This window comes from Flavobacterium algoris (genome assembly GCF_048158525.1).
Classification (GTDB): domain Bacteria; phylum Bacteroidota; class Bacteroidia; order Flavobacteriales; family Flavobacteriaceae; genus Flavobacterium; species Flavobacterium algoris.
Window position 1 is genome coordinate 158743 of the sequence record NZ_JBLNKT010000005.1, and the last position, 19964, is coordinate 178706.

General features: G+C 32.8%; 21 protein-coding genes. 12 read left to right on the forward strand and 9 right to left on the reverse strand.

Annotated elements, in window-relative coordinates:
- Positions 1-2: 2 nt before the first annotated feature.
- The 4 genes from ACM55I_RS04440 to ACM55I_RS04455 all read right to left on the reverse strand — a co-directional run bounded on the left by ACM55I_RS04440 (position 3) and on the right by ACM55I_RS04455 (position 3535).
- Positions 3-1109, reverse strand: a complete 1107-nt coding sequence (locus tag ACM55I_RS04440) for a carboxylate-amine ligase (protein ID WP_416845564.1) — start codon at positions 1107-1109, stop codon at positions 3-5.
- A gap of 116 nt (positions 1110-1225) precedes the next feature.
- The gene (locus ACM55I_RS04445; protein WP_416845566.1) at positions 1226-2173 is read right to left on the reverse strand and encodes an ATP-grasp domain-containing protein; all 948 of its coding nucleotides are present in this window, start codon (positions 2171-2173) and stop codon (positions 1226-1228) included.
- Positions 2174-2191: 18 nt separating this feature from the next.
- Positions 2192-2905, reverse strand: a complete 714-nt coding sequence (locus tag ACM55I_RS04450; protein WP_416845567.1) for an esterase family protein — start codon at positions 2903-2905, stop codon at positions 2192-2194.
- A gap of 234 nt (positions 2906-3139) precedes the next feature.
- Positions 3140-3535 (reverse strand): glyoxalase, encoded by a 396-nt coding sequence (locus ACM55I_RS04455; protein WP_416845588.1) that lies wholly within the window; start codon positions 3533-3535, stop codon positions 3140-3142.
- Between the two features lie 70 nt (positions 3536-3605).
- On the opposite strand from ACM55I_RS04455, the gene ACM55I_RS04460 reads away from it, so the two are divergent.
- The gene (locus ACM55I_RS04460; protein WP_416845568.1) at positions 3606-3989 is read left to right on the forward strand and encodes an acyl-CoA thioesterase; all 384 of its coding nucleotides are present in this window, start codon (positions 3606-3608) and stop codon (positions 3987-3989) included.
- Between the two features lie 7 nt (positions 3990-3996).
- On the opposite strand, the gene ACM55I_RS04465 is transcribed toward ACM55I_RS04460, so the two are convergent.
- Together ACM55I_RS04465 and ACM55I_RS04470 are read right to left on the reverse strand one after the other, a co-directional pair.
- A complete protein-coding gene (locus tag ACM55I_RS04465) occupies positions 3997-5253 on the reverse strand; it encodes a mechanosensitive ion channel family protein (protein ID WP_416845569.1) in 1257 nt (418 codons plus the stop codon).
- Positions 5246-5530: a DUF3817 domain-containing protein gene (locus tag ACM55I_RS04470; protein ID WP_416845570.1), complete on the reverse strand. Its 285-nt coding sequence runs from the start codon at positions 5528-5530 to the stop codon at positions 5246-5248. Before ACM55I_RS04470 ends, ACM55I_RS04465 begins: the two co-directional genes overlap by 8 nt.
- A 146-nt stretch (positions 5531-5676) precedes the next feature.
- On the opposite strand from ACM55I_RS04470, the gene ACM55I_RS04475 reads away from it, so the two are divergent.
- From ACM55I_RS04475 to ACM55I_RS04490, 4 genes are all read left to right on the forward strand, one after another.
- Positions 5677-6204, forward strand: a complete 528-nt coding sequence (locus ACM55I_RS04475; protein ID WP_416845571.1) for a DUF6155 family protein — start codon at positions 5677-5679, stop codon at positions 6202-6204.
- Positions 6205-6311: 107 nt separating this feature from the next.
- The gene (locus ACM55I_RS04480) at positions 6312-7856 is read left to right on the forward strand and encodes a DEAD/DEAH box helicase (RefSeq protein WP_416845573.1); all 1545 of its coding nucleotides are present in this window, start codon (positions 6312-6314) and stop codon (positions 7854-7856) included.
- Between the two features lie 139 nt (positions 7857-7995).
- Positions 7996-9333 (forward strand): DEAD/DEAH box helicase, encoded by a 1338-nt coding sequence (locus ACM55I_RS04485; RefSeq protein WP_416845574.1) that lies wholly within the window; start codon positions 7996-7998, stop codon positions 9331-9333.
- 319 nt (positions 9334-9652) lie between these two features.
- Positions 9653-10930, forward strand: a complete 1278-nt coding sequence (locus ACM55I_RS04490) for an NAD(P)/FAD-dependent oxidoreductase (RefSeq protein ID WP_416845575.1) — start codon at positions 9653-9655, stop codon at positions 10928-10930.
- A gap of 13 nt (positions 10931-10943) precedes the next feature.
- Here ACM55I_RS04490 and ACM55I_RS04495 read toward each other — a convergent pair whose 3' ends face one another.
- Positions 10944-12173 carry a multidrug effflux MFS transporter gene (locus ACM55I_RS04495; protein ID WP_416845590.1) on the reverse strand — a complete coding sequence of 410 codons (1230 nt, stop codon included), beginning with the start codon at positions 12171-12173 and terminating at the stop codon, positions 10944-10946.
- A 119-nt stretch (positions 12174-12292) separates the two neighbouring features.
- A complete protein-coding gene (locus ACM55I_RS04500) occupies positions 12293-13012 on the reverse strand; it encodes a sulfite exporter TauE/SafE family protein (protein ID WP_416845576.1) in 720 nt (239 codons plus the stop codon).
- 106 nt (positions 13013-13118) lie between these two features.
- Between ACM55I_RS04500 and ACM55I_RS04505 the strand changes: the two genes are divergently transcribed.
- On the forward strand, positions 13119-13538 hold the full coding sequence (locus tag ACM55I_RS04505) for an Lrp/AsnC family transcriptional regulator (protein ID WP_416845577.1): 420 nt from the start codon (positions 13119-13121) through the stop codon (positions 13536-13538).
- A 46-nt stretch (positions 13539-13584) separates the two neighbouring features.
- Here ACM55I_RS04505 and ACM55I_RS04510 read toward each other — a convergent pair whose 3' ends face one another.
- Positions 13585-14322: an NUDIX hydrolase gene (locus ACM55I_RS04510; protein ID WP_416845578.1), complete on the reverse strand. Its 738-nt coding sequence runs from the start codon at positions 14320-14322 to the stop codon at positions 13585-13587.
- A gap of 460 nt (positions 14323-14782) precedes the next feature.
- Here ACM55I_RS04510 and ACM55I_RS04515 point away from each other — a divergent pair, with 460 nt between their 5' ends.
- From ACM55I_RS04515 to fucP, 6 genes are all read left to right on the forward strand, one after another.
- Positions 14783-15856, forward strand: coding sequence for a carbohydrate porin (locus tag ACM55I_RS04515; protein WP_416845579.1), 1074 nt, complete (start codon positions 14783-14785; stop codon positions 15854-15856).
- A complete protein-coding gene (locus ACM55I_RS04520) occupies positions 15849-15980 on the forward strand; it encodes a hypothetical protein (RefSeq protein WP_416845580.1) in 132 nt (43 codons plus the stop codon). The genes ACM55I_RS04515 and ACM55I_RS04520 overlap by 8 nt, the downstream gene beginning before the upstream one ends.
- A gap of 24 nt (positions 15981-16004) precedes the next feature.
- Positions 16005-16175 (forward strand): carbohydrate porin, encoded by a 171-nt coding sequence (locus tag ACM55I_RS04525; RefSeq protein WP_416845581.1) that lies wholly within the window; start codon positions 16005-16007, stop codon positions 16173-16175.
- 240 nt (positions 16176-16415) lie between these two features.
- Complete coding sequence (locus ACM55I_RS04530; protein WP_416845582.1) at positions 16416-17261, forward strand: sugar phosphate isomerase/epimerase family protein; 846 nt, start codon at positions 16416-16418, stop codon at positions 17259-17261.
- Positions 17262-17307: 46 nt separating this feature from the next.
- A complete protein-coding gene (locus tag ACM55I_RS04535) occupies positions 17308-18252 on the forward strand; it encodes a carbohydrate kinase family protein (RefSeq protein WP_416845583.1) in 945 nt (314 codons plus the stop codon).
- Positions 18253-18260: 8 nt separating this feature from the next.
- The gene (gene fucP, locus ACM55I_RS04540; protein ID WP_416845584.1) at positions 18261-19625 is read left to right on the forward strand and encodes an L-fucose:H+ symporter permease; all 1365 of its coding nucleotides are present in this window, start codon (positions 18261-18263) and stop codon (positions 19623-19625) included.
- The last annotated feature ends 339 nt before the right edge of the window (positions 19626-19964 follow it).

The following is a 19964-nucleotide window of genomic DNA, read 5'->3' on the forward strand; positions in this document are numbered from 1 at the left end:
TTTTACAATCCCTTGGTAAATTCACCAGTTATAAAATCAACAACGCTGCAAAGGTCTCCCGTTTCTTCAAAAACAGCCAATTGTTTATCTGCTCCAGTTCCGTTTTTCAAAATTTCATGTACATAATTAATATCCTCACGACTTCCCAATTCATCGACTACGTCATCAATGAAATCAAGCAATTCCAGAAGAAGCATCTTGGTTTGCACTTCTTTTTGCAATCCAAAATCAATCATATTATTATCAATTCCATAACGGGCCGCACGAAATTTATTTTCTTTAATCAATGCCAATCGATAAATGTTAAAACTGGTATTGTTCATATTCAACTTGTAGAGTTTAGCTACAAGTGCCTGAATAATGGCAACAATACAAATTGTTTCATCAACGGTTAAACACATGTCACAAATCCTAAATTCTATTGTATTATAAAACGGATGCAACCGTAAATCCCACCAAATTTTCTTCGGATTATCAATACAATTGGTCTTTACCAATGTCTCTAAATAATTCTCATACGATCCCACGGAATCAAAATATTCCGGCAAGCCAGTTCTTGGAAATTTATCAAAAACTTTAGTTCTAAAGGATTTATAGCCCGTTTGTCTTCCTTCCCAAAACGGGGAATTTGTAGAAAGCGCAAAAATATGCGGCAAGAAATAGGTCGCCTGATTCATCAATTGCAAGCCAATTTCACGGTTTTCAATCCCCACATGACAATGCATCCCAAAAATTAAATTAGAACGTGCCGCATCTTGCAATTCATTTACAATATCATGATAACGAGGATCATCGGTAATAGGCTGATCTTGCCATTTCGAAAAAGGATGTGTTCCTGCACCGCCCACAATCAAATCTTGTTTATCGGCTAATTCAACAATTTTGGAGCGCAAAAATTTAATTTCATTTTTGGCATCAGTGACGCTATTGCAAATATTAGTACCTACTTCCACCACTGATTGATGCATTTCGGCTTTCACTTGCTCATTCAAAATTATTTTGGCACCATCCACAATTTTGGATAAATGGGAACGCAGATCCCTTGTTTCAGGATCAATAATTTGATATTCTTCTTCTACACCAAGTGTGAAAACGGGTAATTTTTTCATTATTATTTTTTTTATTTCCTGATTTTCGTTTCCATCTTTCTATTCCTGAAAAAAATCAGGAATAGAAAGGATTTTCGCTACAATCGGGGCTAGGAAATTCCGTTTATCTATGATTTTTATTTTACAGCTACGGCGTCTTTAATAAAAGTTCCCCAAGTCAGATTGATCTTCCCCGGCTTTTGTTTTTTTGCGGCAGCGATAGCCATTTTTGCAGCTTCTTCAACCACCCATTCAAAATTTTCGGCACCTACCGAAGTCAATTCAGCATCAGGCGCAGGATTTCCAAAATCAATGGCATACGGAATTCCGTCACGAACGGCAAACTCAACTGTATTGAAATCATATCCCAATCCTTTACAAAGGCGTAAAGTGTAGTCTTTTATAGTTGCCAATAATTTTTTGTCAACCGGCGGCCCATCAATCACGTAACGCAAATGATGTGGATTTCGTGGTTCATATTGCATAATTCGAACCGCTTTACAGCCCAAACAATACACTCTGAAATATTCCGTAAAGACAATTTCTTCTTGCAACATCATCACTAATTGCCCCGTTTCCTGATGTTTCTCCCAAAACTCTTCTTTGTTTTCCAATCGGTATACGTTTTTCCAACCACCGCCGGCATAAGGTTTCATATACGCAGGAAATCCAATGTATTCAAAGATTCCTTCCCAATCCATTGGGTATTTTAGGTTTCTAAAAGATTTCCCGGTCGTATCGGTAGGATGTTCCGCTGATGGAAGAATCACTGTATTAGGAAGCGGAACTCCAAGAGTATCTGCCAAAGCGTTATTGAAAAACTTATCATCAGCGCTCCACCAAAAAGGGTTATTAATGACATTTGTTCCCGTCAAGGCAGCATTTTTTAAATAAGCACGATAAAAAGGGACATCTTGTGAAATTCGGTCAATAATTACAGCGTATTCTCCGTCTTGATTTTGCACTACTTTATCAATGGCAACTGCTTCGGCAATAATTCCATTTTCATTTTTTGAATTTACACGCTCGATAAATGCTTGCGGAAAGGTATCTTCCATTCCAAATAAAATCCCTATTTTTTTCATCTTGATACGTTTATTGCTTTAAAAAAAATTAATTCTTGATAAATAATGCGGAAACATTTCTTGCCAAACAGGCCAATCGTGTTTTCGTTCTTGGCGAATATCTAGCCAATGATGGATGTTTCGGTCACTTAAAACTTTACTTAATTTTAGATTTGCATCAAAACAAATATCCCAATTTGAAGTTCCAAGAACGATATCCATATTCCACAATTCATGATCATCTAGTCCATATAAATAATCTTCAGGACTGTTATAAAAAACATCATCATTATGAAAACCATCCAAAAAACTCTTGATATTAAAAGCACCACTCATGGAAAACATATGACTCACATAACCCGGATGTCGAAAAGCAAAATTAGCGGCATGATACCCGCCAAAACTACAACCCGCAACAACAACTTTACCGGAAGATGTATTGTTTTTTACTTTTTCAACGATTTCATGACAAATCATTTTGTCATATCTAACATGATTTTCTATGCGATGTACAGGGTGAATTTGCTTATTGTAAAAACTGTCGTTATCGATACTGTCTGGACAAAATATTTGGATTAAACCTTGTTCAATATACCATTTTGCAGAATCAATCAATCCCATATCTTTATTTTCATGGTAACTGCCCATAGAAGTAGGAAATAAGATTACAGGGTATCCCGCATGTCCAAAAACCAGCATTTCAATATCTCTGCCCAGATTGGGTGAATGCCATTTGAAATATTCTTCCTTCATAACTTTATTTTTAACAATTATAATGAAAAAATCCAAGCGATTAGCATAAATAATTTTACTTAACTAATATTTATTATAAAAAACATTGCGATTATTAAATCATAATTAAATGCTAATATTTACATCAATAAGCGTCTATTTTTTAAATTATAGACAACAAATTCAGTCGATTTAACATATCGCCATTTCTAAATAGTGTTTTGAATGAACTAAAAATAAATCGGATTATGTGTTTTAATTGATGTCAAACAATTGAACTTGGCTTTTTAATCTTTCAATAAGCATACTCATCATCCTTTTGTTGATATTAGAGGAATTTTTTATATACTCCGCATATTCGTCGGCAGTAAACAATGCTATTATCATTCCTTTTAAAGCATTTCTAAATTTGATGTCTTTTTGAATAGCATTTTCTATAACCGATATTTTTTTTTCAGTAGTATAACCATAAAAATCAGCTTTATTTTTTGCCACATAATTCTGGAATGACGCTATAAATAAATCATTTTGCAATTTCAAAATAGGCCTAAGCACTTCATTTTGAAATGATTCCTCTGTGGAAGATTGGGTAGTTACGGAACCTATTGTTTGTCCTCGGAATTCTTTTAAAAAAGTATCGCGTTCGTTCATGGTTTTTTCTTTAAAAATAAAGAAAATAGCCATAAGAAAAGTTTATTTTTGTAAATATTAAAGAAAAATTATGAGATTTCACACTAGAAAATGGGTAAAACCAGAAGATTTAAACCCAAACGGAACCTTATTTGGAGGTAAATTATTAGCTTGGATTGATGAAGAATTAGCTTTGTACACTATCATCCAATTAGAAAACACAAAAATTGTTACTAAACATATGTCTGAAATCAACTTTAGAAGTTCAGCAAAACAAGGTGATATTATAGAAATTGGTATTGATGTTGTCAAATTTGGAAATTCTTCGCTTACATTAAAATGTGAGGCCAGAAACATGATGACAAGAGAAACAATTATTACGATTGACCATACTACAATGGTAAGTTTGGGCGCTGATGGAAAACCAAAAGCACACGGGAAAACTGAAATTGAATTTGTAAAGGATCGGTTGTAGATTACTATTAAACCGCGGAATCATTTTCATAGCTAGATTCAAAAATTTCCAAATCGAAATATTTTACAGAAGCAATGATATGATCAAATATGTCAGACATGATGTATTCATAATTTTCAAATCGTTTGTCATGTGAAAAAGCATAAATTTCAAGGGGAACGCCATGAGAAGTAGATTGCAATTGGCGACAAAGCATTAACATGTCTTTATTTAATCCTGGATAGTGATGCAGATATTGAGTAATGTATTTTCTAAACAGCCCTAAATTAGTCAAATTTCGACCATTTATGGCTAATGATTTGTCGATTTTATTATTCGAATTAAAAGTGTCAATTTCTAATTTTCTAGTATCAATATAATCCGAAATGAGTTGGATTTTTTTTAATTCGTTTAATTCTGCTTCTTCTAAAAACCGAATACCGCTTGCTTTGATAAGAATGTGTCTTTTGATGCGTCTCCCATCAGAATTCAGCATGCCGCGCCAGTTTTGAAACGAATCCGAACTTAAACTATACGTAGGAATTGTGGTTGTAGTATTGTCGAAATTTCGAACTTTTACAGTAGCCAGATTAATTTCAATAACATCACCATCTGCTCCAAATTTATCCATTGTAATCCAATCGCCAATGCGAACCATGTCATTTATAGATACTTGGACACTCGAAACAAATCCTAAAATTGTATCTCTAAAAATCAAAATAATTACCGCTGAAACCGCTCCTAAAATGGTCAGTAGTTCTTTTTGATCAATATCAAATAGCTTCGAAATTATAACCGTGATTCCAACGATCCAAAGCACAATCATGATAACCTGAATAAAGCTATCGATGGGCTTGTCGCTGTATCTTGGTTTTAGTTTTAGATAATCTCTCAACGCATTAAAAACAGTACGGATAATCCATAAAACTAATATGACAATATAGATTCCAACTAATTTCCCGAAAAATACTTCCCAATATTCAAATCGGTCTAAAATTATAGGAACTGATTTGTAAATAAATAGCAACGGAATTAAATGGGCGATGTATTTTGCCGTTTTGTTGGTTACCAATAAATCATCAAACTTAGTTTTTGTTTTCTTGGCAACAACGATCATTAAGGTGACCAAAATAAGTCTAAAAACGATGTATATACCATAAGCAATTGCGCATAATATAGCAATATTTATAACCAAACTTAGGTAGCTTGAAAAACTACTCCCAAATCCTATTTTCCGTAATATAGGATATAGAAAAGTGAATATTTTTTCTATGAATTTATACATTTTTCAAGTATTTCTTTTCCATGTAAAAAGTCCCAAAAGGAATTATTGATGCCAGACCGATAATACCAAATTTTTTAAAGTCCCAATTTTCTTTAAATTTCAATAGTACTGCTAATATAATGTAGGTAATAAATAACACTCCGTGAGCCATTCCTATTGGAAATAACAGTGTTTTGTATAGCACTAAATTGGTAGGTTTTACAATAAGCATATTTGAAAATAAAACCAAATAAGAAACCCCTTCGAGAATGGCAACAATCTTAAAAAATCTAAGCATAAAAATTAAATTAGAGTATAAAAGTAAAAAAATAGGTTTTGAAAAACTGATTTAACCATTTATTTATGCCAAAATTAAGTATTATCATTGATTCACGATGTATTCGTTCCTAAAGTAATTTACTTTTGTATTCTTAAACTTTGATAATGAGCAAACGCGATTTAAAAAAATATTTAGCTGAACTTAATAAAGAACAACTCGAAGAACAGATTATCGAATTGTACGAGAAATTTAGTCCCGTAAAAGTCTATTATAATTTTGTTTTCAATCCAAAAGAAGAAACACTTTTGCAGGAATGCAAACTCAAAATTTCAAATGAATATTACCCTTTAAAAAAGGCAGGAAGACGAAGCAAACCAAAAATGAGACGTTCTGTTGCCCAAAAATACATCAAGCATTTCACGCTTTTGGGAGTGGATCCCTTTATAATTGGGGATGTGATGCTCTACAATATTGAAATTGCCCAAACATTCTCCTCGGAACACATTATAAAACAAGACTTGTTTTTCAAAAGTATGTTTAATTCCTTCGAACAAGCAGTCATTTTCTTGATTGCAAATGGAATATTAAATAACTTCAAAGCAAGGATAATAGGAATTCATAACGAAACCATAACACAGAAATGGTACAATGAACCCGAATTCAATGCAATTGTAGAGCGATTTGAATACTAAGTTTGCTGCATAATTCAATTTTATTTAAACAATCGTTTTTTTTTAATTAAAAATTGACAATTAAACTGTTTTTTAGGCGTATTTTTGCAAAAATCCAACAATAAGCAATGTCCCAAAACACTTTAGAAATAGAAATCGAAGACAAAAAAGAACTTTATGCGTATCAAAAAGGTGATATTGACGCCATCTTTGAACGCATAGATAATGCTCCGCCGCAACACCATTTGTTATACCAATTGCCTACTGGTGGTGGGAAAACAGTAGTGTTTTCGGAAATCGTGCGTCGTTATTTATCCCAACACGATAAAAAAGTGGTTGTTTTAACCCACCGAATTGAGTTGTGTAAGCAAACTTCAAAAATGTTGAAGGGTTTTGACGTAAAAAACAAAATCATCAACAGTAAAGTAAAAGAACTTCCGGATCAAAACGATTATTCTTGTTTTGTTGCCATGGTGGAAACTTTGAAAAACCGTATAAATGACGAAAAATTACATTTAGATAATGTAGGATTGGTAATCATCGATGAGGCGCATTACAATTCCTTTAGAAAATTATTAAGCTCATTCAAAAATGCCTTTATATTAGGAGTTACCGCAACGCCTTTAAGTTCGAATATTAAGTTGCCAATGCATGAAAGCTACGATGAATTGATCGTAGGAGACACTATTAGTTCTTTGATTGCAAATGGCTTTTTGGCCAAAGCAATTACCTATAGTTATGATGTAGGTTTGACTTCCTTAAAAGTAGGTATCAATGGGGATTATACTGTTAAATCATCGGATGATTTATACACGAATATGGCGATGCAAGAAAAATTATTGCATGCCTATACCGAGAAATCTTTAGGCAAGAAAACCTTGATTTTCAACAATGGGATCAATACCTCTTTATATGTATATGAAACTTTTAGAGAAGCCGGTTATGCGATTCGTCACTTGGACAATACCAGTAATAACGAGGAAAGAAAAGACATTTTACATTGGTTTAAACATACGCCTGATGCTATTTTAACATCGGTTGGGATTCTTACCACCGGTTTTGATGAACCTACCGTGGAAACCATTATTCTAAATAGAGCGACAAAATCATTGACGCTTTATTATCAAATGATTGGTCGTGGTTCCAGGAAACTTCCTAATAAAGATATTTTTAATGTAATCGATTTAGGAAATAATGCCGCACGATTTGGCTTGTGGAGTGAACCGGTAAACTGGCAACACATCTTTAAATCGCCTGAATTTTATCTTGAAAATTTACGTGATGATACGGAAATTGAATTGTATTTCAAATACAATATGCCGCCGGAATTACGCGCTAAATTCAGTAAAACTGAAGTCGTGACTTTTGATGTCGATGAAGAACATAAACTCATCATCAAACTAAATTTGCGTTCCAAAGAAGTACTGGAAAAATCGTTAGAGCAGCACGCCGCCATGTGTGTGGATAATTCAGAGACTTTGCAAGAAGCGAAGGCATTAGGAAAACAGTTAGATGATGATATTGATTGTCGCATCAAGCGCTATTCTAAATGTTTGAGTCAATGCAGTAAAAATTACCGCGAGTGGCTTGTTGATGATTACAAATTAAAACTGGTTTTGTTAACCGGGAAAAAATATCGGGAGAAAATCATGAACGAACCGGATGAAGAATAAAATTTTCTTTTTAAGGAGCTAATCCCGCTGTACACTATATCTGTTGTGGCGAACCCCGCCACAACAGGATACCGTTTCCATCGGGGCTAAAAATTACGTTTACCAAACAATTTTTTATAAAATTATAAAATCCAAAAAAATGCCAAAGCAATTCTCTGATTTAGGAATTTCAGCACCAATACTAAAAGCCATAAATGAATTGAAATTTGCTGTACCGACAGAGATTCAGCAAAAAACAATTCCGTTGCTTCTTTCAAATGCAACGGATTTGGTTGGACTTGCCAAAACAGGTACTGGAAAAACAGCGGCATTTGGATTACCCATTTTACAATTAATAGACACCAATTTAGCTGTTATACAAGCAGTAATTCTTGTTCCTACGAGAGAATTGGGACAACAAATATTTAAGAATTTAGAATCGTTTGCTAAATTCCTTCCCGAAGTTTCTATTGCAGCAACTTGCGGTGGAATTCCAATCAAACCACAAATAGAACGACTTTCATTGCCTACACATATTGTGGTGGCAACACCCGGACGTCTAATTGATTTGATTCAGCGCAAAGCGATAAACTTAAAGGAAACCAAATTCCTCGTACTTGATGAAGCCGATGAAATGGTGACCATATTAAAAGAAGGTTTAGACGAAATTGTAGCAGAATTACCTCCAGCGCATAAAACTTTTTTATTCTCGGCAACGATGCCCGGAACTATAAAACAATTGATTCAGAACTACTTGAACAAAAATGTGGTACAAGTTAGTGCCAACATGGAAACAGTAGGAAATCAAGGTATTGACCATGAATATATTGTAGTGGATCCAATTGAGAAACTCGATGTTTTGATGCATTTCTTAAATACTAAAGAGGGCGAACGCGGAATTATTTTTTGTAAAACCAAAGCCGCTGTCAATAAATTAGCCAAAAACTTAGCCATCAACAGGTTTTCATCTGGAGCATTACACGGCAGTTTATCTCAAGGAATTCGGGATAGAATCATGGAGCAATTCCGTGAAGGACATATCAATATACTAGTCGCTACTGATTTAGCCGCAAGAGGAATTGACGTAAAGGAAATTTCTTATGTCGTCAATTATCATTTACCGGATGTTTACGAAGCGTACGTTCACCGTAGCGGAAGAACAGCAAGAGCAGGAGCAAAGGGACTTTCGTTAACGGTTTTACAACCCGAAGAAGTCTTGGAAATTGCTGATTTCGAAAAAGAATTAGGAATAAAATTTATTGAATTTAAAAAACCAACTGTTGCCAGCATCGAAGAAAATAATACCTTATTGTGGGCGAAACAAATCTTTAAAACCAAGCCCAATCACGATGTTGCCCCGGAATTAAAAGAAAAGATAAAAACGGTTTTTCATCATTTGACTAAAGATGAATTAATTGAAAAATTATTGGCTAATTATATCCTTCAAAACAAAAACGAACCTTTAGAAAAGCCTGTTAAAAAACTAAAAAAGAACTAGTATTTATTTTTTTCTATAGACAATTTATAAAACCATTGAAATCACTTTAAAAGTAATACAATGGTTTTTTTATAAAAATTCTGTTTTGAAAATTTTATATTTAAAATACAAAATACTTCTGTTTAACAAAAACAAAATAGACACTATCAAGCTTTTTCAACGCTATCGTTTTCGTTGAGGATAAAATAGAAAAAACCAGAAAACACTAGTGAAATAGCTTTTTTTTAATCCTTTTTTAATACTAATTATTCGAGTCTCCTCTATAATTTATGTAATTTTGTAATAATTATTTTTATAAAAACTATATCAAAATTATTATATGGAAATTGTTATTATCGGAGGAGGATTTGCTGGATTAAATCTTGCTAAAGAACTAGTAAATGAAAAAGGAATTAATGTAACGCTCGTTGATAAAAACAATTATAATTTCTTTCCACCGCTTATTTATCAGGTTGCTACCGCTTTTTTAGAACCTTCCAGTATCAGTTATCCGTTCCGAAAATTTTTTTCAGGTAAAAAAAATCTGCAATTTCGTCTGGGAAACTTATTAAAAGTAAACCCTTCAGAAAATAAAATTATTCTCAACAATGGGGAATTAGAATACGATTACTTGGTTTTTGCAACAGGAGCTGAAACCAGCTATTTTGGAATGGAAAACGTAAAGAAAAATGCCATTCCGATGAAAACGCTGAATGACGCCATTGTGATGCGCAATACTTTGTTGAAAAACTTAGAAAAAGCAGCCATTTGCAAAGACATTCGCGAACGCAGAAAATTGTTAACCATTGTAGTTGCCGGAGGTGGTCCTACAGGTGTTGAAGTTTCGGGCATGTTTGCTGAAATGCGTAAAACTATTTTGCTAAAAGAATATCCGGAATTAAGTACTACAGCAAGTAATATTTATCTCGTTGACGGTGCTAATGCGGTATTATCCCCAATGAGCAAAGCTTCACAGGAAGACACACTGGAAGCGCTAACCAAATTAGGCGTTGTAGTAAAACTAAATACTACAGTGGTGGATTATATTGATGATACGGTATATTTTGGTAACGGGGAAACAATTCAAACCAAAAATTTAATTTGGGCTGCAGGAGTTTCGGCAAAAATTTTCGAAGGAATTCCTGCTGAAAGTTATGGTCGCGGAAAAAGAATGGCCACTGATGCTTTTAATAAAGTTAACGGCACAGAAAATATCTACGCTATAGGCGATACTTGCATTCAACTTACAGATGTCGATTTCCCAAATGGACATCCGCAAGTGGCGCAAGTTGCCATTCAACAAGGGATCAATTTGGCAAATAACTTTAAGTTAATGAACCAGAGCAAGCCATTAAAACCCTTTAAATATAATGATAAAGGATCTATGGCTATCATTGGAAAAAACAAGGCAGTCGTTGATTTACCTAAACCCAAAATGCATTTTAAAGGATTTTTTGCTTGGGCGATATGGTTATTTATTCACCTCATTTCATTGATAACGTATCGCAACAGGATAAAAACATTCTTCAATTGGATGATTGCTTATTTTGCAAAAGATCAATCTTTACGTATGATTATCAGACCGGATAAGAAAGTAAAATCAGAAAAAAAAGAATAAATTAAACCTATAATTAATGAACTATTGCAATTCCTTCATCGTGAGAAGTTGCAATAGTTTTTTTTATGGTTCGTTTTCCAAAAATCAAGATGATCAATGCCAGAATTGTGGTAACAGTCATAATCACCACCATAGGCAACATAGAGTCTTTTACAAAAACACCCACTGCAAAAGATGCCAAAGCTCCCAATCCTAACTGAATAGCACCCATTAAAGCCGAAGCACTTCCTGCATTTCTGGAGAAAGGAGCAAGCGTAAGCCCTGCTGTATTTGGATTTGATATTCCTAAACAACCTAAAAATAAGAATAGCATAGCAATGGTTTCATATAAACCTAAAAGATCATTCATTGCCAAAATAAGGAATAAAACACTAACAATTGATTGCGTAATCAATGCCCCATAAATCATTTTCTCACTGGTGAATTTCCTTAATAATAATGAATTAAGTTGACTGGCACCTATAAAACTTAACGACATAAAAGCAAAAATCCATCCGTAGGTTTTAGCATCGACTTTGAAAATATCCATAAATAAAATAGGGGAAGCGGCGACATACGTAAACAATCCGGAGAAAGCGATAGCTCCCGTAAAAGCATAGGTATAAAACTGGGGTTCTTTTACAATACTGATGAAATTTGTAATAATAGGTTTTGGTTTTAATGAAATTGAAGTGTCGGGTTTAAAGGTGTTTGGCAAGCCTATTTGAGCTGCCAAAAGAATCAAAACACCCATACACATTAATATAAAAAAGACCGTATGCCAACCATAATCTTCTGTGATATAACCACCAACTGTAGGCGCTAACATTGGTGAAAGCCCCACAACCAACATCAATAAAGAGAATACTTTAGGAATGTCTTTCACAGGAAATAAATCCCGAACCATTGAAACCGAAGCTACAGTCGCTGCACAACTGCCAATTGCCTGAATAAAACGTAAGCCAATGAAAGTATCAATATCTGTTACAAATACACAACCTAATGAAGCTAAAATGTAAACTAACAATCCTATAAATAAAGGTTTTTTTCTACCAAAACGGTCTAATAATGGTCCGTAAAGCAATTGACCCGCAGAAATCCCAATGAAATAACTCGATAATGTCATGGAAACATTAGCTACAGAAGTATTCAAATCCTTTGCAATTCCGGCAAAACCTGGCAAATACATATCAATTGAAAATGGGCCAAGTGCAGTTAATGAACCTAAAATTAATATTAATTTGATGTATTTTTTTTTTGTCATTTCGGAATTAGTCATGAAAATTGAATTTTTTGCAAAGGTAAATAATTAAGAGCCGAATCAAATGTTAGATCCAATAAATTTAAACTGTTCCAAAAAAAGATTGCATGAAATGAAGCAAATTAATTTTTAATTAATAACATAATTCCGGACAGAAAAAGCAACCCTAACATAATTTTCTTTAAAAGAGCATCATTTAGTTTTAAATATACTTTTTTACCCAATACCAGTGCCAATATAAAAAAGGGCAGAACATAAAGAGCATTGCATAATTGATTTAAAGTTAGAATACCTTCAAATGCCAAAACAGGTATTCTCATCAATGTCACTAAACCCAAAATACCAAACATAGTGGCTCGTAATGTCTTTACATCAGAAGTTTCGTTATTTACAAGAACAACATATAGTGGGCCTCCTGTTGAAAAAACACCCGAGAAAAACCCACCTAAAAATCCTAATATAAATTTCATTTTTGATATTAATTGTATTTCTTTTTTAGTTCTTAAACTGTTTAAAACAAATAAAATAATAAAAATACCTAAGGCTTTTTTTAAAATCATCGGTTTTCCGTACGTTAAAACTACAATTCCTACGATAAGACCAATAAATGAAGACAAAGCTATTTTTTTAAGAAGTGGTTTATCTATATATTTCCATTCTTTATATACATGAATAGGAGTTGATATAAAATAAAATATAGATAAATAGGCAATGGCATCTGACAATGGCATAACTAATAGTAAAAAAGGCAAAGCGATTAAAGCACCTGCAAAACCAGTAATAGTTTGAACAAAAAAACCAGTAAAAATTCCTATTGTAAGCAATAATAACATCATATCCATATTGCAAAATTAGAATAACACGCGGTCAAACTAAAACGCAATCAACGGATTTAATGTTGTTATTCCACAATATAAATGTAATTTTGCCTATATTAAAATTTTATTTATGGTAGATACACTTGATTTAAAAATAATAGAAAGTCTTAAAATTAATTCAAGAACTTCATTTGTAGAAATTGGTAAAAAAATAGGGCTTTCTCCATCGTCAGTAAGAGAGCGCATTCAAAAATTAGAAGACACTGAGGTTATTAAAGGTTATAATCTTCAACTCAATAATAAAAAACTTGGTTTTGGCTTAGAAGTTTTTATTATGTTCAAGTTGTTTAGTGGAAAACTTATAGTTTTTAGTGATCATTTGGATGAATTTCCTGAAATTCATGAAATCTATAGAATTACGGGAACTCATAATATTTTCATGAAAGTTGTTTTAATTGATCAACTGCACTTGCAACAATTTATCGATCGGCTTTTAGTTTATGGAGAGCCTACAACGCATTTAATCTTATCCGATTTGAAGGATTTATAGTTTTTTTTTTGCTATTTATATCTATTTAGATAATAAGAACAGCAATCTAAATATGGATTAAAAAGGTTTCCTTATATATTTTTTGATACACATCTTTACTAAACATAAAAAGCTGTGAAGGTCTTTTTGAAACCCCCACTTGTTTTTCATCTAATTCAATTATGTATTTCTTGGTTAGCAATTTTCTTCTAAAATTCCGATTATCAATTTCATTCCCTAGAATGGATTCATAGGTATTCTGCAATTCTTTAAAAGTAAATTTATCAGGTAAAAGTTCAAAAATAATAGGTTTGTACAATGCTTTTTCCTTTAAATCAGCGTAGGCTTCATTGATAATATCTTTGTGATCAAATCCTAATTCCGGCAAATCATTTACCGGAAACCATTGCGGATTATGTTGATTATTTTCTAAAGTAACTTCTTGCGTTTTTAATAAAAAATAATAGGCTATGGTTATCGTCCGTTGGTTAAAATTTTCATTTTTGGCCCAAATAACATCTTTTTCATTCATCAATCGATTTGGGTCTCCAAAAACTTTAAATTGTTTTTTATAAACATTATCAAGTCCCGTTAACTCTTTCAAAACTCTGGCGGCGGTTTCGTCTATAGTTTCATTTTCGAATGTATGATAGCCGGTAAGAACATAATCGTCGACCAAAGGTTTGTTATTTTCCTTTGATTCTAAATAGCGTTTTATCAATAATACGTTTAGAGATTTTGTATTGGCGTCAAACCCAAAAACGACACAGTCTACAGATATATTTGGAATTATTAGAGGCATCATAAGATCACAAAGAATATAATTAGATTTTTTTTTAGATTGTACTGTTTCACCCAACTTTCAATAGTACAAAACTAATGATTTATTTGCAATAATATATTGGTCACAATGTCGTTGTTGTTTTTAATTAAACGTCACTATTACTCTTTATGTTATTTCAAACAAATTAATTTTAATTTATTAAAAAAACACATTATTAGGTTATTATTTACCAATATTAAATATTTATTCAATTTTTTTTATTGTAAATTAAAAAAAAATAATACATTTGAAAAATAATATTCAAAATGACGCTTAATATTTAAAATCGATACTATAAATCGAAAACTATTTTTTTTTGGAACAAAATCAACATGAGATCAAACATTTCAGCAGCATTAAAAAAAACTATTTAATACATCTACTGGACATTTTATCAATTTTTTAAAACACTCAACAACCTTTTTACACTAATTATTTTAATATGCGCCTAATACAAAAAGCACTTTTCACACTTTTGTTTTCAATAACATTCTTACATACGTATTCACAAGTGGTTATAACTAATTCAAATTTTTCATTGGGAACAACGGGCCGCATCGGTGTTGGACTTTCTCCAAATGGCGAAGGGAATATGTGGAAACCATTGAATCTTTCCGGTCAAGGTTCATTAGGAGGACGCATGGAACAGGTTGACTATATCGATATATTACCCGCCATACACTTCACTCCAAAAATTATTGGAAAAGACAGTACCAATGTGACCTTCCAGATGCGATTAGGAATGTATTCTGCCAACGGACAATTTATAGGAAATGTAAGCACTCGTTCTAATAATGGGTTGACTTTTATCCTTCCGGAAGCGTATATCGAAGCCCGAAATATCATGGGAAGCAAATGGTCGGCGTGGGCGGGATCTCGTTTTCGTCGCTATGATGACATTCACATCAGTGATTATTTTTATTTTGATGATCATTCCTCCCAAGGTTTTGGCGTAAGCCATAAAAACACTGAACTGACCCTGTTGATGCCAGCTTCATCTGATTCAACCGGTGTTTTCCCTTATAATTATCAAGTTACGGTTGCAGGCGCAACAAATCCTGCCATTCGCCAACGTATGGTTTGGATTGGAGAACACAGCATTCACTTGAAAAATCAGAATGTAATTAAACTTTTAGGTGAATTTCATTATGTTTCTGCCAACTCAAAAAATGCTTCTAAAAATTATCCATCGGATAACGGTTGGGTAGCAGGAATTAAATACAACAATCCAATTAAAACAGCTTTACCGGGTTCGTTCAATCAATTTTCGGTTCGATATGGCTCCGGAATTGCAAATGGAGGCGATAACGGAAATACTTTTACTTGGGCAACTTATGGAGCGCCTGATTCGGAAGGAAAATATAGCAATGCGTATTCCTTTACAATGGTGGAACATTTTCTGTTAAACCTTTCGCAAAAATTCAGTATCAATGGATATGGTGTTTTTACAAAAAGCAAAGGGGGGTTCGGCCAGTACAAATACAGACGAGTATTTCAACGGAAACCAGTTGTATAATCAAAAAACGGATTTTGTAGTGGGTTTTAGAAGTTTCTATTATGTAACGAAATGGCTGCACTTAATTGAAGAAATACATTATGCCGTACGAAAAGATGGCGATAATCCAGAAGCCAATATGTAGAAATTTTCTTTTGCTCCCACAATTGTGCCATTAGGGAAAAAAGATCCTTGGAGTCGTCCCCATTTGCGTCTTGTTTACACGCTGGCTCACTACAACGATTACGCCCGAGATCATAATTATTCTACGTATTTACAAGTGAACCAAAAAAGTTGGGGTTCTTATATTGGAGTAAAAACAGAATGGTGGTTGTTTTAAATATTTCTATTTGAAGTGTTGTAAAACAGTATAACAATAACAATAATAATTAAACCATATAAGAAATATAAGGACATATAAGTCAATATTTTAAGCTAAAACTTAAATGACCTTATATTCCTTTTATGGTTAAAAAAGTTATACTTTTAAAAAAAAAAATAATGCTGGATTATTATTAATTGAGAAAAACCAATAGAATCGCTTTAAATTAAAAACATACTAATTTAAAATTATATAAATATGCCAATTTTTGGAACAACAATTTTATCATTTATCCCCGGATGGAGTCCCGAAGGTGGTCGTTTTGCAATAGAAAAAACAGCGGAATATGGTTTCGATATGCTTGAAATTATCTTACCGGCTTCATTAGATTTCGATGCTAAAACAACAAAGAAACAACTTGATAATAAAGGTATTTTAGGTCGTTGCACGTTGAATTTACCTGCAAACGCTCATATTCCTTTATATCCGGAACAAGCGCTATCCCTTGTTAAAATGGCACTTGATAAAGTGGCGGAGATGAAAGGGGATTTTTTAGGAGGTGTGTTGCATTCCGCCATTGGAACATTCACGGGGAATCCTTGTACAAAAGAAGAAAAGATAATCCTTCAACAAGTTTTTACGGAAGTCGCAGATTACGCGAACAAACGTAACATCACGATTGCTCCCGAACCCATTAATCGGTACGAAAGTTATGTTTTTACAGCTGCAGATGAAGTTTTGGATATGATTGAAGCTATTGGCGCAAATAATATTGGATTGCATCTGGATACTTTTCATATGAATATTGAAGAGATGAGTTTTTATGACCCCATTATTCGTGCAGGAAAACGGTTAAAACACGTACACATAACAGAAAGTGATCGCGGTATGACTGGCGAAGGCAATGTTCATTGGGATGATTTTTTCAAAGCTTTGGCAGAAATTAATTATCAAGGACCGCTAGTTTTGGAGAATTTTTCTTCACAGATTTCAGCATTAGTTGGCCCCACATCTTTGTGGAGACCTTCTAAATACAATTCAGAAGATCTTGCTAAAGGCAGCCTTTTGTTCATGAGAAAAATGGTCGATAAATGGTATCATTAAACGATACTAAAAATTAATTACCTAAATATATTGTTTTACACAAAAAATGAAAAAGAAATTAAAGGGTGTTTGTTTTGGAGAAATCCTTTTTGATGTATTTTTGGAACACAAAAAAATTGGTGGAGCGCCACTAAATGTTGCTTCAAGACTAAATTCGCTAGGAGGGGAGGTTTCCGTTATCAGTGGAGTAGGGAAAGATGCAAACGGGAAAGAGTTAATAGATTATTTAAGTCTTTCCGGTATTAACACGGATGCTGTTCAAGTAAAAGATACTTATCCTACGGGGTTGGTCAACGTTATTTTGAATGAAAAAGGAAATGCTTCGTATGATATTAATTATCCTTCAGCATGGGACAAAATTGAAACTTCAAAAGAGAATATTTCAATTGTTGAAAAAGCTGACTTTTTTGTCTATGGAAGTTTATCTTCTAGAGATTCAGTTTCCAGAAATACATTGGCACAACTTTTAGCTGTTGCCAAATATAAAATATTTGATGTCAATTTAAGAGCCCCACATTATACGAAGAAAAATGTTTTGGATTTATTACATGCCGCTGATTTTATAAAGTTTAATGATGATGAGTTGAATGAAATTTGCGAGGATTTAAATTCAAATAAAAAGTCATTAGAGCAAAATATTAAATTTATTGCAAAGGAAACCAATACAGATACAGTATGTGTTACTTTAGGATCTCATGGAGCGGTATTGTATTGTAATGATACCTTTTATCATAATTGTGGATTCAAAGTAAATGTAGTAGATACGGTGGGATCTGGGGATTCTTTTTTAGCTTCATTAATCATAATGTTACTCAATGGAGAAGATCCTCAATATGCCATTAATTTTGCCAGTGCTGTAGGCGCTATTGTAGCTCAAAACGAAGGTGCCAATCCTATAATTCTGCAATCAGAAATAGAGGATTTTTTATGTGGTTTTGAACACACTAATTCTGATGTAAAAAAATCAAACACATTTCAAACAATTAATTAAACTTAACCATGAATCAATTCAAAAAAATTCCCATAGTCAGCAAAGAATTAGTCTTTCAATTTATCATAATAACCATATTATTTGCCCTGTGGGGAATAGCAAATGAATTAACAGCTCCGATGGTATCTACTTTTAAAAAGGTAATGCCTGAACTCTCCAATTTGCAGGCATCATTTGTTCAAATGGCGTTCTATTTTGGTTACTTTTTTATGGCTTTCCCAGCTGCACTTTTTATTAGAAAATACAGTTACAAATCAGGAATTATATTAGGTCTTATTTTATATGTAACTGGAGCCTTTTTGTTTTATCCTGCAGCTCATTATCAAAATTATACTTTTTTTCTTGTTTCACTTTGGGTAATTACTTGTGGTTTAGCTTTTCTTGAGACAACATCAAATCCTTTAATTTTATTCTTAGGTAACAACGAAACGGCTACACAACGTTTAAATTTAGCTCAAGCATTCAATCCAATTGGAGCTATAACAGGATTAGTGTTGGCACAGCAATTGGTTATTGGAAGCATAAAATCAAATAGTTATACGCCGGAAACATTCAAAGCCTTATCTTCAGGTGAATTAGCATCTATTAGAGAACATGATTTAAATATTATTAGTATTCCTTATATTGGATTAGGAATTTTTGTATTAGCCATTTTGATTATCATCATCTTTACTAAAATGCCAAAAACGGTTCATGAAGAAAAAATGTCTATATCTGAATCATTCAAAAAATTATTGGCTAACAAAAATTATAAAAATGGAGTAATTGCGCAAGCATTTTACGTAGGTGCACAAATCTTATGTTGGACTTTTATGTACCAATATGTTGATAATATCAATCATACATTTGGGCTACATATAACTGCAACAAACTACAATATTGGAGCAATGTTATTATTTTTATCAGGCAGATGGATAGGTACAGCTATGATGAAAAATATAAATCCTTCAAAAATGCTAATATATTTTGGTATTGGAGGAATGATTTGCGCATCTGGAGCGATACTATTACAAGGAATGTCTGGATTGATTTCATTAATTTCAGTATCAATTTTCATGTCAATTATGTTCCCTACAATCTATGGGATTGCTTTAAAAGATATGGGAGATGAAGCTAAAATTGGATCTTCAGGTTTGGTTATGGCAATTGTAGGTGGAGCATTAATGCCATTATTGCAAGCAAGTATATTAGATTGGGGAGGACTTGGGTTTTCAGATTTGAAAATTTTTGGATTTATTCCTGAAGTAAATTTTTCGTTTATTTTACCTTTAATCTGTTTGGCTGTTGTTACTTTATATGGTTATACCACTTATAAATCATCAAAAAAGAGTGTAATAGAAAAGGCTAACATAATCGTAGACGCAGTAGTTTAACTTAATTAGAATTTAAAACAAAAAGAAACGAACAATTAATGATATCGTTCGTTTCTTTTTTGTTATAAATTAACTATTAAATGAATCAAATTTCAATGTTACAAAATGCACTATAATTTATATTATGTAAAATAGAATATTTAATTAAACATGTATATCAATACAATTATTATTAAATATAAAAAACACTACCTTTCAGCAATGCTTTTTATATTATAATTCTGTCCCGTCCTGAAATAGCGATACACAAAAAAGATCGTTATGGAAGAAAACATAAATTATGTAAAACGCACCCAACGCGATTACAGTATGTCTTTAAAGCTTCAAATTGTTAGAGAA